The sequence below is a fragment of the Streptomyces sp. Xyl84 genome (assembly GCF_059731885.1).
Genome location: NZ_AP029183.1, coordinates 667,169 through 682,292 on the forward strand (window position 1 = coordinate 667,169; position 15,124 = coordinate 682,292).

At 72.5% G+C, this 15,124-nt stretch carries 14 protein-coding genes; 5 read left to right on the forward strand and 9 right to left on the reverse strand.

What is annotated here, in order from left to right:
• Positions 1 to 168: 168 nt before the first annotated feature.
• Positions 169 to 2,382 carry an MMPL family transporter gene (locus AC6I72_RS34670; protein WP_498005429.1) on the reverse strand — a complete coding sequence of 738 codons (2,214 nt, stop codon included), beginning with the start codon at positions 2,380 to 2,382 and terminating at the stop codon, positions 169 to 171.
• Between the two features lie 270 nt (positions 2,383 to 2,652).
• On the opposite strand from AC6I72_RS34670, the gene AC6I72_RS34675 reads away from it, so the two are divergent.
• Both AC6I72_RS34675 and AC6I72_RS34680 read left to right on the forward strand, forming a co-directional pair.
• Positions 2,653 to 3,150: a DUF2975 domain-containing protein gene (locus AC6I72_RS34675; protein ID WP_498005430.1), complete on the forward strand. Its 498-nt coding sequence runs from the start codon at positions 2,653 to 2,655 to the stop codon at positions 3,148 to 3,150.
• Positions 3,150 to 3,452: a helix-turn-helix domain-containing protein gene (locus AC6I72_RS34680; protein WP_498005431.1), complete on the forward strand. Its 303-nt coding sequence runs from the start codon at positions 3,150 to 3,152 to the stop codon at positions 3,450 to 3,452. The genes AC6I72_RS34675 and AC6I72_RS34680 overlap by 1 nt, the downstream gene beginning before the upstream one ends.
• Here the strand turns inward: AC6I72_RS34680 and AC6I72_RS34685 are convergent.
• The 3 genes from AC6I72_RS34685 to AC6I72_RS34695 form a co-directional block, all read right to left on the reverse strand.
• Positions 3,434 to 4,759, reverse strand: coding sequence for an alpha/beta hydrolase (locus tag AC6I72_RS34685; protein WP_498005432.1), 1,326 nt, complete (start codon positions 4,757 to 4,759; stop codon positions 3,434 to 3,436). The two genes, AC6I72_RS34680 and AC6I72_RS34685, sit on opposite strands and share 19 nt — an antisense overlap.
• Before the next feature lie 362 nt (positions 4,760 to 5,121).
• A complete protein-coding gene (locus AC6I72_RS34690; protein WP_498005433.1) occupies positions 5,122 to 5,499 on the reverse strand; it encodes a hypothetical protein in 378 nt (125 codons plus the stop codon).
• The gene (locus AC6I72_RS34695; RefSeq protein ID WP_498005434.1) at positions 5,496 to 6,326 is read right to left on the reverse strand and encodes an RNA polymerase sigma factor; all 831 of its coding nucleotides are present in this window, start codon (positions 6,324 to 6,326) and stop codon (positions 5,496 to 5,498) included. Before AC6I72_RS34695 ends, AC6I72_RS34690 begins: the two co-directional genes overlap by 4 nt.
• Positions 6,327 to 6,807: 481 nt before the next feature.
• Here AC6I72_RS34695 and AC6I72_RS34700 point away from each other — a divergent pair, with 481 nt between their 5' ends.
• Positions 6,808 to 7,992 carry a Cmx/CmrA family chloramphenicol efflux MFS transporter gene (locus AC6I72_RS34700; RefSeq protein WP_498005435.1) on the forward strand — a complete coding sequence of 395 codons (1,185 nt, stop codon included), beginning with the start codon at positions 6,808 to 6,810 and terminating at the stop codon, positions 7,990 to 7,992.
• A gap of 28 nt (positions 7,993 to 8,020) precedes the next feature.
• Here the strand turns inward: AC6I72_RS34700 and AC6I72_RS34705 are convergent, their stop codons facing one another.
• Positions 8,021 to 8,533 carry a DNA-binding protein gene (locus AC6I72_RS34705; RefSeq protein ID WP_498005436.1) on the reverse strand — a complete coding sequence of 171 codons (513 nt, stop codon included), beginning with the start codon at positions 8,531 to 8,533 and terminating at the stop codon, positions 8,021 to 8,023.
• A 228-nt stretch (positions 8,534 to 8,761) separates the two neighbouring features.
• On the opposite strand from AC6I72_RS34705, the gene AC6I72_RS34710 reads away from it, so the two are divergent.
• On the forward strand, positions 8,762 to 9,772 hold the full coding sequence (locus tag AC6I72_RS34710; protein WP_498005437.1) for a metallophosphoesterase family protein: 1,011 nt from the start codon (positions 8,762 to 8,764) through the stop codon (positions 9,770 to 9,772).
• A 337-nt stretch (positions 9,773 to 10,109) separates the two neighbouring features.
• Here the strand turns inward: AC6I72_RS34710 and AC6I72_RS34715 are convergent, their stop codons facing one another.
• Entirely contained in the window at positions 10,110 to 10,919 is an 810-nt protein-coding gene (locus AC6I72_RS34715; RefSeq protein WP_498005438.1) for a PI-PLC domain-containing protein, read from the reverse strand.
• 308 nt (positions 10,920 to 11,227) lie between these two features.
• Positions 11,228 to 11,701: a hypothetical protein gene (locus AC6I72_RS34720; protein ID WP_498005439.1), complete on the reverse strand. Its 474-nt coding sequence runs from the start codon at positions 11,699 to 11,701 to the stop codon at positions 11,228 to 11,230.
• Positions 11,702 to 12,214: 513 nt separating this feature from the next.
• Between AC6I72_RS34720 and dacB the strand changes: the two genes are divergently transcribed.
• Positions 12,215 to 13,609, forward strand: a complete 1,395-nt coding sequence (gene dacB / locus AC6I72_RS34725; RefSeq protein ID WP_498005440.1) for a D-alanyl-D-alanine carboxypeptidase/D-alanyl-D-alanine endopeptidase — start codon at positions 12,215 to 12,217, stop codon at positions 13,607 to 13,609.
• 296 nt (positions 13,610 to 13,905) lie between these two features.
• On the opposite strand, the gene AC6I72_RS34730 is transcribed toward dacB, so the two are convergent.
• The gene (locus tag AC6I72_RS34730) at positions 13,906 to 14,199 is read right to left on the reverse strand and encodes an SCO0607 family lipoprotein (RefSeq protein ID WP_498005441.1); all 294 of its coding nucleotides are present in this window, start codon (positions 14,197 to 14,199) and stop codon (positions 13,906 to 13,908) included.
• A 210-nt stretch (positions 14,200 to 14,409) separates the two neighbouring features.
• Complete coding sequence (locus tag AC6I72_RS34735; RefSeq protein ID WP_498005442.1) at positions 14,410 to 15,066, reverse strand: ScbR family autoregulator-binding transcription factor; 657 nt, start codon at positions 15,064 to 15,066, stop codon at positions 14,410 to 14,412.
• Between the last annotated feature and the right edge of the window lie 58 nt (positions 15,067 to 15,124).

Below are 15,124 nucleotides of genomic sequence, written 5' to 3' on the forward strand. Positions count from 1 at the left end.
CCTCACCGATGGCGCGGGACGGGGCGCCGGGCGCGGTACCGGTGGACGGTCCCGCGCCCGGCGCCCCGGCGGAGGGACCGCGCAGCCGGACGTCCTCGGCGGAAGGAGCCGGCCGCGCCCGGGCCCCGCACCTCGCACGCCCCGCCCCGCATCCCGCGCCCCGTACCGTCAGGAGCCGAGCGCTCCCGGGCCCTGCGTCCCGGAGCCGTGTGCTCCCGAACCCTGCGGTTCGGAGCCGTGCGCCGTCGCACCCGGCGTTCCTGAGCCGGTGGCCGCGCCGGACGGCTTCTGCACCGCACGGTCCCCATGGCCCGGCCACCACGCCGCGTGGCCGATCAGTGCCGTGAGGCTCGGGGTGAAGAACATCGCCATGACGAAGGCGGCGACCACGATGCCGAAGGAGACCGCGAAACCCATCTCCGTGAGCAGTGAGTTGCCGGCGAGCATCATGGTGGCGAAGGTCGCCGCCAGGATGAAGCCGGCCGCCGCCACGGTGGGTCCGGCGTGCCGGACCGCCATGCCCGCCGCCTCGCGCGGTTCGCGGCCCTCGCGGGCCTCCTCGCGGAGCCGGGCGATCATGAGGATGTTGTAGTCGGTGCCGATGGCGACCACGAAGAGATACATGATCACCGGGAGCATGAACATCAGTCCCGGGTGCCCCTGGCCGTCCTGGAAGATCCAGACGGTGGCGCCCAGGGTGGCGCCGAAGCCGAGCCCCACGGAGGCCATCAGGTACCAGGGGGCGACCAGGCTGCGCAGCAGCAGTCCGAGGATGACCATGATCAGGACGGCGGCGACGGGGAAGACCGTGCGGTAGTCGTGGTTCACCGCGGTGTTGATGTCCTTGAAGATGGAGGACATGCCGCCGACGACCGCCTCGGTGCCGTCCGGGGCGTCGGAGTGCGCGACGTCGCGCACCTCGCCCACGGCGTCGATGGCCTTCTCCGTCGACGCCTCGTACTTGAGGGTGACGGTGAAGTCCGCGGTGGTGCCGTCCTTGCTGACCTGGGCCAGGTGGGCGTCGGCGACGCCGTCCACGGCACCGAGCTTCTTCGCGTACGCCCCGAAGGCGGCCTTGTCCAGCGGCTTGCCGGCGGTGCTGGAGAGGTAGACGTCGGTGGGTGCGGCGGCGCCCGCCGAGTACGCCTTCTGCATCTCGTCCTGGACGACCATCGACTCCTTGGTCTTGGGCATGGAACCCGACGCCAGGTCGAACGTGGCCTTGAAGCCGAGCGAGCCGAGCGAGAGCGCGACCAGGACGAGGCCGGACACGGCGGCGGCCACGGCCGGCCGGCGCCGGACGCCGCGGCCCAGCGCCGCGAAGCGGGCGTTCTCCGGCTCGCGCTGCCACGACTTGGACGGCCAGAAGACCTTCGGTCCGATGAGCGAGACCACCGCCGGTATCAGGGTGAGGCCGGCGACCAGGGTGACGGCGACCGCGATGGCCAGCGCCGGGCCCATCTGCTTGAGGAAGCCGAGGGTGGACAGCACCAGCGCGAGGAAGGCGATGATGACCGCGCCGGCGGCCGAGGCGATGGCCTCGCCGACCCGGTCCACCGCGTTGATCATGGCCTGCTTGGGTTCGTCACCGGCACGCAGGCGTTCCCGGTAGCGGAACATCAGGAAGAGGAAGTAGTCCGTGCCCACGCCGAACAGCACGACGATCAGGATCGACGAGATCGAGCTGTTCGCCTGCAGGCCGAACAGTTTGGTGGCGTAGGCGATCAGTCCGTTGGCGATGGCGGACACCAGACCGATCAGGACCAGGGGCAGTACGGCCAGGATCGGCGCCCGGAAGATGATCAGCAGCGTCACCAGGATGATCGCGAAGGTGCCGATGCCGATCAGTGCCTGACCGCGCTTGGACGAATCCTCCTGGTCGAGCGCCTGAGCGGCCGAACCGCCCACCTTGGCCTCCAGGTGCGTGCCCTTGGCCAGTTGCCTGACATCCGCCCGCAACACCTTGGCGGCGTCGCTCTGTTCGGGCTGACCGGCCTTCTTGCTGTCCATCTGGACCAGGGTCATGGCGTACTTGCCGTCCTTGGACGGCGGGCCGGGGACGACCTTCTGCACCTGGTCGATGTGCTTCTTGCCCAGTTCGGAGGTGATCCGGGCGATGTCCTGCTTGTCGGCTGCGGTCAGCGTGCCGCCGTCGGCACGCCGGTACAAGGCGATGGCGGACGGGGTGAAGGCGCTGGGGAACGCCCTCTCCTGCAGGTCCGCCGCTTTGATGGACTCGTAACTCTTGGGCAGAAAACTGCTCTCGTCACTGTTCGAGGGCAGGCTCGGGGCGGTGGCGACGATGGCAACCGCCGCTATCAGCCACGCCACGATCGTCCAGACAGGATGTCGGACGACCATGTTCCCAATGCGTCGGAACATGCGGGAGGTCCTCCTGGGTAGGAAGATCACCGCAGCCCGGGGAGCGGACCCTGGCATCGGCGACCCCGGCCGGCACCCACCATCGCGCACCGGCCGAACTGTTGTCTTGTCCCCGATCCTAGTGACCGATCCACAACGCCGGTCGAGCAGGCCCGTATCGGACAACTCCACACACGGAACGAAGGATTCGGACACGGCTCGATGCAACTCTTAGGCACTGCACGGAAGTTCGCAATTGATTTTCGATAGAAATCGATCGAGAATCGATGCATGCCTCGTCTCTGCATCCTCGTGCTCCGGGCCGGCGTCGTCGCGGCGGTCCTCGTCGGCCTCTTCGGTCAGATCGTCGTCATCCCGGCGACGGCGGCCGGCGAAGTGGACCGCTTCCCCCCGTACGCCCCGTTCGCCACGCCCTACGCGACGGTGGCGATCGTCTGCGTGGCCTGCGTCCAGGTCGGCCTCGTCGCCCTGTGGCAGCTGCTCGCCATGGTCGATCACGGGGCGATCTTCACGCCGCGCGCCTTCCGGTGGGTCGACACCATCATCGGCGCCGCGGCCGTGGCGACGCTGCTGGCGACCGGCGTCGCCGGGCACCTCGCCCTGGCCGACATCCCCTCCCCCGACGACGGCATGGACGTCGTCAGCGCGCTGTTCTCGGCGGTCACCGGCGCGGGTGCGGGAGCGGCGTTCGTGATGCTCGTCGTCGTCCTGCGCGGTCTGCTGCGCAAGGCGACGGACCTGCAGAGCGAGATCGCCGGGGTGATCTGATGGCGATCATCGTCGACCTGGACGTCCAGCTCGCCCGCCGTCACCTGTCGGTCGGCGAGTTCGCCGCCGCGGTCGGCATCACGCCCGCCAACATCGCCGTACTGAAGAACGGCCGCGCGAAGGCCGTACGGTTCACCACGCTCGACGCGATCTGCCGCACCCTCGGCTGCCAGCCGGGCGACGTACTGCGCTGGGTGCCGGACGAGGGTGACGAAGGCGGTGAAGGTGACGAAGGCGTGGGGAGTGACGAGGGCGAGGCGGGCGCGGGCGTGGACCGGGGTGGTCAGTCTCCGGCGTCGTAGGACGGCGTGACGACGTGGGCCGGCTCCCCGGGGAACGGCCGGTCGCCGGTGAGGTAGGGCTGTATGTCGGTGCGGCCCCGCAGGAAGCGTTCGAAGAAGGCCGTCACCCGGTGGGTGGTGATCAGCCGCTGCGTGCGCTCCGTCAGCGGCATCTGGTCCTCCTGCGGGTGGTCCTGGCCCCCGTACTGGGACCGGCAGGTGCCCGGCCGGCTCCCCGGCAGGGCGTCGTCGCGGGCCGCCACCTGGCCGCTGCTCGGGGACCACTGCCTGTTGTAGAAGTCGTGGTTGCCGCCGGTGAGCGTGTACTTGTAGATCGGCACCCGGTTGGCTGCGGCGTTCTGCTCGAAGAACGATCCCGTGTTGACCTGGTCGCAGGTGCCCCACATGACGGCGAACGGCGTACGGGTCACCGGCTCGCCGTCCCAGGTGGCGGTGGGGGCGAGCGCGAAGGCCGCCTTGACGTCGACGCCGGCCGGCCAGTGGGCGCGGGAGGAGTCGGCGACCTCCTGCATGACTCCGCCGCCGCCCATGGAGTGGCCGAGGAGGCCGACGTCGCCCAGGTCGACCCGGCCGCGGAAGCCGGCCGCCACCGGGGCTCCGGTACGGACGTCGGTGAGCGCGCCGCGCAACGGACCGTCGCCCGTTCGGGCCAGCCGCTGCCACATCCTCAGATGCCGGTCGATCAGCGCGGCGCGGGCCCGGTAGACCGTGTCGGCCTGTCCGGCGGCGGTGGCGTTGATGCCGTTGACTCCGACCGACACCACCACGAAGCCGCGTCCGGCCAGGGCCCGCGCCAGATAGTCGTACCCGCTGCTGCTGCGGATCGGCGCGACGCCCGGCGCGCACGGCCACGCCCACAGCCGCGCCGCCGCCTGTTCGACGATCGCCTGCTGACGGGCGGCCTCGGCCTCGTCGCCCGCCTTCTCCGCCCGGTCGCGGGCCGCCTGCGCGGCGGCGCTCTCCGCCTCCGCGCCCGCGTCGGCGCAGGTCTCCCACGAGCCGTGCTGGAGGAGGACCAGGGGGTGCCGGCCGGTGCCCAGGCGCGCCGGATAGTAGACGGCGGCGGCGAGTTCGCTTCGCCCGACGTACCCGAGCGAGGCAGGAGGCTGGAAGGCCTGGTCGCCCAGGTCGTAGCGGGCCTCCAGGACGGCGGGCGCGCCGGCGGGGTCGGCGGCGGTGGTTCCGGGAGCGACGGTCGCGGGGGCAGCGGTCGCGGGGGCGGTGAGGGTGACGGAGAGGGCGAAGGCGGGGAGGGCGGACAGGGCGAGGGCGCGGAAGGGCGCCGTCAGCCGGGCGGGGGTCTTCATCGGTTTCTTGGTTCCTTTTACCGGGGTCGGCTGGGGGTGGCGGGCGGCGGCGGGGTGGTCTCTGGGGCCGCGGCCGGTGGGTGGGTGGCCCGGGTGGGTCGGTCGGTCCGGGTGAGTTGGCCCGGTCAGTCGGGTGGTCCGCGGAGTCGGGTGGTCCGCGGAGTCGGTCGGCCCGGGTGGGTCGGTTGGTTGGGCCAGTTGAGGGTTGGCCTGGGCGTGTGGTCGTCGACTGAGGCGTGTGGTCGTCGGCTGGAGCGTGTGGCCGGCGGCTGGGGCGTACGGCCGCCGGGAGGCGTGTGACCGTCGGCCTGGGCGCGTGGTCGTCGGCTGGTGGTGCTGCCGTCGCCGGACGGGTGGCCTGTTCAGCGGGGGCTCTGGGCCGCCGCGCCCAGGGGCCTGGGCACCGCGGAGGCCGCCGCGTCCGGTGCCGGCGCCGGGGCCGTGGCGGTGGCCGGGACCGGGGACGGCGCCGGCGGGCCGGTCACGGACGGGGTCGTGGCGGGCGCTGCGGGAGCGTCCTGGTGGCGTTGGCCCAGCCACAGGACGACGCCCGCCACGATCGCCGCGAGCGCGACCAGGGCCGACGCCCCGCGGCGCACCCGCGGCCACGCGGCGGCGCCCCGGGCGGCGGGCAGCGCCGAGGGCCGCAGCTGTCCCGGCCCGACGAGCCGGGCGCGGGCGTCCAGGGCGGCCCGCAGGCGCTCCTCGACAGGGTCGTGCGCGTGCCGGGTGGCGGTCATCGGGGGCCCTCCAGGTTTCTGCTGAGCGCGTCCAGGGCGCGGCTCGCGGTGGACTTGACCGCTCCCCGGGACAGGCCCAGGGTCTCGGCGATCTGCGCCTCGCTGAGATGGGACCAGTAGCGCAGCACCAGGACCTCGCGCTGCCGCCGGGTGAGCCGGGCCAGTGCGCTCAGCACCTCGCGGTGTTCCTCGCGGAGCAGGACGTACTCCTCGGGTGGCGGGGCCGGGCGCTCCCGTTCGAGTACGGCCCGGCGGACGGTCCTGCGCCGCCGGAGCACCGAGCGGGCGGCGTTGACCACGCTCGTACGCAGGTACGCCTCCGGGTCGTCCAGTCGCTCCAGACGGTGCCCGTGACGGCGCAGCAGCGCCGTGAACGCGTCCTGCACCACGTCCTCGGCCGTGGGCAGGTCGTCGACCAGCAGGACGGCCAGGCGCACCAGCGCGAGCCTGCGGTGGTGGTACAGCCGGTGGAGGTCGGCCCCTTGGCCGGGGTCCCCTCGCCGGGGACGGTCGGGGGTGGGCCCGGGTGGGATGCGGTCGGTGCCAGGGGGCGGGGGGTGGTCGGCGCCGGGAGGCAGCGCCGTGAAGGCACCGGTGGTTATGGCGGGGGGCGCGGCGGCGGGACCGGCGGCGGCTGCTGGCCGCTCGGGTGCGCGCCGGAACAACCGCCCCCAGGCGCGCGGGAGTGCGCCCGCGTACGGGAACAGCGCCCTCGCGGCTCCCGCGCGTCCCGCGGTTCCGGTTCCCGCGCCTCCCGTGCCACCGGCCGTCCTCGCAGGTGCGGGCGCGTACACGGGCCCGCGCGGTGCGGCATGAGATGCGGACATGACGATCCTTCACTCGGGGAACAGGGCGGGCGGGCCGGGAAAGTCCGGGCCTCCATGGGCTTCAGACGTGCGGCGGGTGCCGAGGTTGCGGGTGGGACGACGTGGAGCGCCGACTTCGCCGGTGATGTGGATCACATGGGGGCGAGGTCGGCGTGGCGCGCACGGGAGCGCGCAACCGGCGTGCGACGGCGGGCACCGGTCCGCTAACGTGCGGTCCATGTCGAGCCCCGAGTCAGCCGAGGTGGGGGCTTTCGGTCACGCCGTCAGCCCCCTGCACCCCTGAACCACCGGAACGCCGGAGCACCGGCCCTCCGGGGCCGGCCCTCGCGCCGGACCACCGGGACGGCAGTGGCACCGCCCTGCCGGATCGCCGGATCCCGGATCGCCGGAGAAGGCGGAGAAGTGTGCCCTGCGGGGGCTGACCGCGGTGACGAGATGACGTCCTCCCGTTCCTCTCCTCACCTCACCTCGGGGTCACTCGATGCCTCTCGCTCTGTACTCGCTCGCCCTGGCGGTCTTCGCCATGGGCACCTCCGAATTCATGCTCGCCGGACTCCTGCCCGACATCGCCTCCGACCTCCACGTCACGGTGGGCACGGCGGGCGCACTCACCTCGGCCTTCGCGACCGGCATGGCCGTCGGCGCCCCGCTCATGGCCGCCCTCGCCCGGAACCGCTCGGGACGGACCGTCCTGCTCGCGTTCGTCCTGCTGTTCTCGGCGGCTCACGCCGTGGGCGCCACCACGACGAGTTTTCCCGTCCTGTGCGCCACCCGTCTCGTCGCGGCGCTGGCGAACGCCGGGTTCCTCGCCGTGGCGGTGACGACGGCGGGCACGCTGGCCGGGCCCGACCGGAAGGGACGGGCGCTGGCCGTGCTGCTCTCCGGCACGACGGTGGCCACGGTCGCCGGGGTCCCTGGGGGCTCGGTGCTGGGCACGCTGTTCGGCTGGCGCGCCACGTTCTGGGCGGTCGCGGCCCTGTGCCTGCCCGCGGCCGCCGGCCTCCTCAAGACCCTGCCGGCGGGGTCCGCGCGGGCGGACGCGGAGGAAGACAGGCCGCAACTGCGCTCGGAACTCGCGCAGTTGCGCAGGCCACGCCTGGTGCTGGTGCTGCTGCTCGGTGCGCTGGTGAACGCCGCGACCTTCGCGAGTTTCACGTTCCTGGCCCCCGTCGTGACCGGTGCGGCCGGGCTGGGGGAACTGTGGGTGCCGCTCGTGCTGGTGCTCTTCGGCGCGGGTTCCTTCGTGGGGGTCACCGTCGCCGGACGACTGGCCGACCGGCGGCCCGGCCGGGTCGTCGCGGTCGGCGGTCCGGCGCTGGCCGTCGGCTGGCCGGTCCTCGCCGTGTCGGCGGCCGAGCCGGCGGCTCTGCTCGTCCTCGTGTTCCTGCTGGGCGCGTTGTCGTTCGCGCTGGGCGGGACACTGATCACGCGGGCCCTCTACGAGGGATCGCGGGCGCCCACGATGGCCGGCGCCTACGCGACGGCGGCCCTCAACGTCGGCGCCACCGCCGGACCGCTCATCGCCGCGACCGCCCTCGCCACCCCGGCCGGGGACCTCGGACCGCTCTGGGCGAGCGGACTGCTCGTCGTGGCGGCCCTCCTGGTCGCGTACCCCTTCCGCACGGTGATCGCCACGGCGACCGAGGCACCCGGGGAGGGCCGGTGACCCGGGCCCGGGATCCGGACCGCTGCGACTACCCGGGGTGCCCGGCGCGGCCCGGGTGTCCGGCATGCCCCGCGCCCTTCTCGGCACCCCGGCCCGGGTCGGGTTCCGCGTCCGTCTCGGTCCGGCTGACCAGTCGCTCGTAGCGCTGCCTGGCCGCCTGCGGGGTGGCCAGGCCCAGGCCGAAGGCGATCTCCGGCCAGGTCATACCGCGTCCCCGTGCCATGGCGAGCAGCCCTGCCTCGAGTTCATCCATCTCGGCGCGGGCGAGGGGAACGAGACTCAGCGCGGCGGTGATGTCCGCGCGGTCCACCTCGGGCTCACCCTCCTCGCGCAGAGCCGCACCGCTGAGCAGGAAGGACACGATCCTGATCGCCTCGTGCGGGCCGAGCATCGCGGGGTGGACCTGACGGCGGCGCTGCTCGTCCGTGGCGGCGTGACGTTCCGCGATGCGGAACAGGGAGGCGTACACGCGCTGCGCCCTCGCCTCCTCGGCGCTCGGAGGGGTGAAGGCGTCGGCAGGCTGCTGGGGCGTCATCGGCATGCCGACATCGTGCGATGCAAACAAGTTGTTGTCAACGATATGAAGTAAACGATCCGTTGTTCCGAGACGCCATGCTCCCCCACCGACGGAACCGGGGCACCGGACGCCTCCCCGTGGACCGGCGCGGGCGGGCGGACGGGCCGTACGGGACCGCTGTCGCCCGGTGTTCATCCCGTGGACTCGTTGATCGCATATGAGTAACGGGTCTGGACCAGAAAGGATCCCTCCATGGAACGCAGATCCCTCATCGCCGCGACGGCCGGTGCCGTCGCGCTCGGTGCGCTCGCCGAGGTCCCCGCCGAAGCGGCCCCGCGGCGCGACGGCGCCCCGCTGACCGCCTTCAACGTCATCAGCGACATCCAGGGCGACCTCGGCGACCTCGCCGTCGCGCTGAGGGACATGCGCGCCACCAACCCGCACAGCTCGGGACTGGCCGTGGCCGGTGACATCACCCCGCGCGGCTACGACGCGGAGTACGCCGAGGTGCGCAAGGTGTTCGCGGGCAGCCCGCATCCGCGCGAGATCGCCTGGGCCATCGGCAACCACGAGTTCTACGTGCCGAAGTGGGCCGACCCCGGCACCCTGGCCCAGGCCACCTGGCCCAACGGCACCACCGAGGACTCGCTGTTCCGCAGTTTCCACCGCTTCGCCGAGCGCGGCAGCATCTACGCGGAGACGACGTTCGGCGGCATACCGGTGCTCACGATCGGCACCGAGCGCTACATGCACTACCACGACCCGAAGCTGTGGGACGAGGTGTGGCTGAGCGAGGCGCAGTTCCGGTGGCTGGAGGAGCGCCTGGCGTACTGGGCACGCCGGCGCAGGCCCGTCATGGTGATCACGCACCACCCGCTGCCCGACACCGTCTCCGGAACCCGCAACAAGCTCTACATGAGCGACTACCTCCAGGCCGACCGGCTGCTCGGCCTCCTCGGCCGCCACCGTGACGTGTTCCTCTTCAGCGGACACACGCACTGGGACCTCGGCCTGTCCGACTGGTACGTGCGCCGTGTGGTGCCGGGGACGGCCAACCTCGACGGCTTCGCGGTCATCAACACCGGTGCCGTGCAGACCGGTTTCACGGACAACGGGCAGGGTGGTGAGAACGCCGTGGACGGCGCGTTCAACCAGGGCCTCCAGGTCGAGGTGTACCGTGACCGGGTGGTGGTCAAGGCGCGCGACTTCGCCTCCGGTACCTGGCTGAAGCAGGTCACCGTGCCGCTCGCGACCCGCATCTGACCGCGCCCCCCGCGCATCACCCGCACGGCCTGCTCCGGACCGTGCGGGCGCGCGTCACCGCACGGCCCGCGTCGGTCCCATCGGCCCCTGGCCACGCGCGGCCCGCATCCGCCGCGCCGGTCCCCGCATGACCGCGCCGGCCCGCGTACGCGGGCCGGCTCAGCCCTCGACCGGCTCTCCCGCACTCAACTCCCGGGCCGGGTCCCTTCGGTCCCTTCGGTCCCTCCACCGGCTCCGGGCCGGCGATGCGCGGAAGGCGTGGCAGATGCCGGTGACGCGCACGCCGTGCGCGCCGTCGAGTGCGCCGGCGCGGAACGGCGCGCGGGCCGGAGGAGCGTCAGACGCACTTGCCCTGCAGCCACGTCGTGAGGTCCTTCGTCCACGAGGTGGCGACGGGCACCGAGGTCGTGGTCGAGCCCAGCCGGGTCCAGGCCGCCTGCCAGGAGGCGTAGTTGCCGGAGGCCGCGGGCGGCGGTTCCTCCCAGCCGATCCCGTCGATCCAGCTGGGGTGACCCGTGAGCGTGGCCGACAGACCGGCCGCCTTGATGCGCTTGTCCAGTTCGGGCTGCAGCGCGGTGTCGTGCGTGTAGATCATGATCTTCTGCGAGGCTATACGCTCCGATATGGGCGCTATCACCTCCGCCCACGCCCGCTCACGGATGGCCGAGTCGCTGTTGAGCAGCGACTGTTCGGCCTCGCCCTTGAGTTCCACCAGGGGCGTCAGGTTCTTGGACTTGGCGCTGTCGAGCCATTCACGGAAGGTGTAGACGGTCTCGCCGGTGTAGGGGCCGCGGGTGATGGTCCGGCCCTTGAGCTGGTCGGCTCCGGTCGCCCACCACAGTTCGGTGATGGGCTTGCGGGTGCCGGTGAGCCCGTTGGTCGTGGTGTTGTGCCACATGACCCCCTTGGTGCCGTCCCGGGTGAGCTGGAGGTCGGCCTCGACCCCGCCCGCTCCCCAGCTCTTCTGCTGGGCGAGGCCCTTGGGGTGGTTCGGCTGCCGCACCTGGTCACGGTCCCAGGGGTCGGCGCCGGTGGGGTAACCGCCGTGCCCGAAGACCGTCGGGCAGAGCGGCAGCGCGGTCGTGGCGGCCCCCGCGGGCGAGGCCTCGGCGGTGCAGAGCAGCAGCACCGCCGAGGCGGCGGCCACCCCCCACGTCCTTGGTCCCGGCATGGTCCACGGTCCCGGCATGTTCCACCTCGTGTCTTCCCGGCGCGCGTGAGCACGCCTGTGGCGGTGCCCCGGCCGCGGTCGCGGCCGGAGCCGCGCCTCCCGGGGCGAACCGCGCGGCAGTTCGAGCCGTCAGGCGCCGCCGCAGCTTACGAGGGATCGGCCAAGTCGCTCTACTGTTCGGCTCTTTGAGGTGGTATGCCGCGAATCACCAGGTCAGCGTCGGTCAGTACCCGTACGCCCCCTCACGGCCGCGTCGGCCGCGGTCCCGTCGTCTCCCGTGCCCGTCATCGCAAGCCGACCACTTCCAGGCTGTTCCGGCCGCCGTCCGTGCCCTTCAGCGTGATGTCGAACAAGAGCCGTCCCCCACCGGGGCGCAGGGTCACCTCGCGGCCCGGCCGGACCGCCTCTTGCGGACCCTGCTCGCGCGCGCCCTGCCCACGGCCCGCGATGCACGTGACGTACACCAGGGCACGGCCGGAGTTGCGCACCGTCACCCTCGACGTCCGCGTGCACCGCTCGCCGTCCCGGCTCCCGGCTGGGCAGACGTAGCGCACGTCGCCGAACCCGTACGTGCCGCAGGACAGTTCCATGCCGCGCGGGAGGGAGGAACGGCACACGCGGCCGACGGCCACCCGGTCGGCCCGGCTCGGCGGCTCACTGTGCCGGCCGTAGAACCAGCATCCCGCGACGGCCAGTCCGGCCACGGCGGACCAGGTGCACGCGGCGGGCCACACGAATCCCCGGCGCGCGGACCTCATCAGCGCCAGCCTCCACTTTCCGTGTCCTTCGGGGGTGCGCGGGCGTAGGTGCCGGGCGGAGGGCGCGGACACGCACTGTCCCCGTACAAGAAACCTGAGTCAGTCTACGCACACCCGCCGAGCCTGCCCGCATCGATCGAACGCATACCTGCCGACCCCGCACGGGAAACACTTTGCGGCCTGCCCCGGCATACCTCACGGACAGCCCGGAAACACCTTCTGCACCACCCCGGAACACCTGTCGATGTGCCCCTTCGGGATCCGCCGGCCTGCCTTCCCGGACCTGGCCGAGCTGCCCCGCCACGCGTCTGCTGCGGCCTCTCCGGGGGGGGGCTCCCTCCGGCCTTCCCCCGGCTCCTGCCATGGTTTCTTCACACCTGGTTCAACCTGCCGCCAGACCTTTCACCCCGCCCCCACGTCCTGCCGTTTTCCTCGGACATGTCATATCTGACGGGTGGTAGGGTGCGCGCCGATCGTCCTACCTGACCTCCCGTACTCGAAATCTGGATATGCATGAGTGATACGGCAGCGGAAACACATATGACCACGTACACCCCGGGTGGCCGTCGTCGGCACCGGAAGACGAAGCAGGGCGGCACGGGTGTCCGGCGGGCCGTGGTGCTCGCGATGGCGGTGCCCGTCGCCTCGGCCGCGCTCGCCGGCACCTCGGCCTTCGCGGCGGGCAACGACACCGCGGCCGGGCACAGCGCGCCGGACCACGCCGGAGGCACCCCCGCCGCCGGCACCGGCACCGGCACCGAGGACCAGCAGATGGCTGCGAACCTCGACGCCCGCGTGCTCGACCAGCGCCTGGGCTCCGACGTCAGCGGGGTGGTCCTCGACGCCGGCTCCGACTCCACCCTGTGGGACCACCACGCCTCCACGGCGCTGATGCCCGCCTCCAACGCCAAACTCGCCACGGCGACCGCGGCGCTGACCGTGCTGGGCCCGCAGCACCGGTTCACCACGAAGGTCGTCTACGGCGACGGCACGCTGAAGCTGGTCGGAGGCGGTGACCGCACCCTCACCGGCGACGACCTCGCCGAGCTGGCGCGGACGGCGGTCGCCGGGCTGAAGAAGGCGGGCCTGTCCTCGGTGAAGGTCGCCGTGGACGACAGCCTGTTCCCCGAGCCGGCCCTGGCCACAGGCTGGAACGACGGGTACTACCCGGACACCGTCGCCCCGGTCCGCGCCCTCGTCGTCGACGGCCACGGCGTCCAGGACACGTCCGTCGACGCCGGGCAGGCCTTCGCGAAACTGGTCGCCGCGCAGGGCGTCACCGTGGACGGCGACGTCACCCGTGCCGCGGCCCGCCACTCCGATGTCCCGGTCGCCCGCCACACCTCGGCCCCGCTGGCGGACGTCGTCAAGAAGATGCTCAAGACCAGCGACAACAACATCGCCGAGACCCTGCTGCGGATGACCGCGCTGAGAGCGGGACGGCCCGCCACCTTCGAGGGCGGCACCGAGGTCGTACGCCATGTGCTGAGCAGGCACTACGGCGTGTCCCTGGAGAACTTCGAGATCCACGACGGCAGCGGCCTGTCACGGGCCGACCGGATCCCCGCCGCCACCCTCGCGCAGCTCCTCGAACTGCTCACCGAAGACCGCTACGCGCACACCCTGGGCTCGATCCTGGAGGGCCTGCCCGTCGCCGGTGAGGCCGGCAGCACCCTCGGCCCGGAATGGGGGCGCTTCGACGACCCGCACTCGCAGTGCGCCGTCGGCAAGGTGCAGGCGAAGACGGGCACCCTGACCGGTGCGATCGCCCTGAGCGGTCTGACCCGGACCGAGAGCGGCGAGTGGAGGGTCTTCTCCTTCGTCGAGAACGGCGCGACGGCCGCCCCGAGCGACATCAAGGACGCGATGGACGGCCTGGCCGCGACCGTGAACGGCTGCTGGGCCTGATCCCGAGGGCGCGCGGCGTACGCCCGCCGGCCGGCCCGGAGAACCCTCCGGCCGGTGCGGCGTACGCCCGCCGCCGAAGGCACCCGCCCGCCGTCAAGGACCTCCGCCCACGGCCGGCGCCACCGGCCCGCCGGCACCGGCACGTCCGCGAAAGCCGCCCGCACGCATCCGTGAACGGCCGCCCGTACACGTCCATGAGGGACGCCGGCACGCGTCCATGGGGGCCGCCCGCATACGTGAGGGACCGCCCGCACACGTCCGTGAGCGCACCCTCGGGCGCACGTCCGCCGGCGGCGCTACTCGCCGTCCTTGGCCTTCCTGACGTTGCCGTTCTTGTCGATCACGTGGGTGTTCCAGTACTCCTCCCACTTGTCGCCGACCGTCCTGGGCTCCTTGCCCGCGGGGTAACGGACATAGCCCGCCGGCGGCTCCTTGCCCTTCGGGGTACACGCGCTGCCTGTGCTGCCCACCGCCTGGACCGGGTATTCGCCGCCGCCGCACACCGCCTCGTCCATCGAGCACGCCGTGAGCGTGGCGAAGGCCAGGGCGCCGACCGCGGCGAGTGCCGCTCCCCGTCGGAGGTTCCGCATATCTGGTGTCTCCTTTAGGACCGAAGAGAACCGAAGGACTCCGGTACAGCCTCGTCGAGGTCCCCGCCCTGCACATGGGCGCGGGTACTCAGCGGAGCTTGAGTACCCGCGGAGACAACCCGGACGACCCCCACGGCGTCCGGCATGCGACGTGCGACGTCAGGGGTGACATGCGGGAGTTGTCACGCGGTCGGCGTCACGCGGAAGGTGTCACGCGGGCGGTGTGGCGCGGATCGCGTAGAAGGTGAGGTCGCGGACCTCCTCCCAGCGTTCCACCACGTCGGCCCAGCGCTGCTGGACGTCCGAGATGTGCTGGGTGCCGAAGAACGCGGCGGTCAGCGTGCGGGCCGCCGCCTCCGGGTCGACGCCCTCGCGGAGTTCACCGGCGTCGCGGGCGGCCACCAGCAGGCCGGTGATCATCACGGTCCAGCCGACGTAGGGCACGGGGAGTTCGGCGTCGATGAGGGGGCGCTCGATCTGGAGCCGCGCGCCGCCCTGGACGAGCGGGTCGTCGCGGAAGAGGACCGCGGCCCGGTTGAAGATCTCCTCGGCGGCCCGCAGCGGGGAGGACGTCTGCTCCTGGACCTCGGCGAGCAGCGCCGGCCAGCGTTCGTACAGTTCCTCGACGACCGCGAGGGCGAGTGCTTCCTTGGTCGGGTAGTGGAAGTAGACGGCCCCCTTCGTCATGCCCATCCGGTCGGCGACGTCCTTGACCGAGGTCTGTTTGAAGCCCTTCTCGGAGAAGAGTTCCGCCGCGGCGGTGAGCACCAGGGCCTTGGTCCGGATCGCCCGGTCCTGCCGCGGGTCCGGGCCCTGCGCGGCGGTGAACTTCGGCACCGGGAAGGAGGGGGGAGGGGATGTGGTCACGTGGTCCATCTTTCATCTGCGACGGGGGTGCTGTCACCCGTGCCGTGGGGGGTGTCCA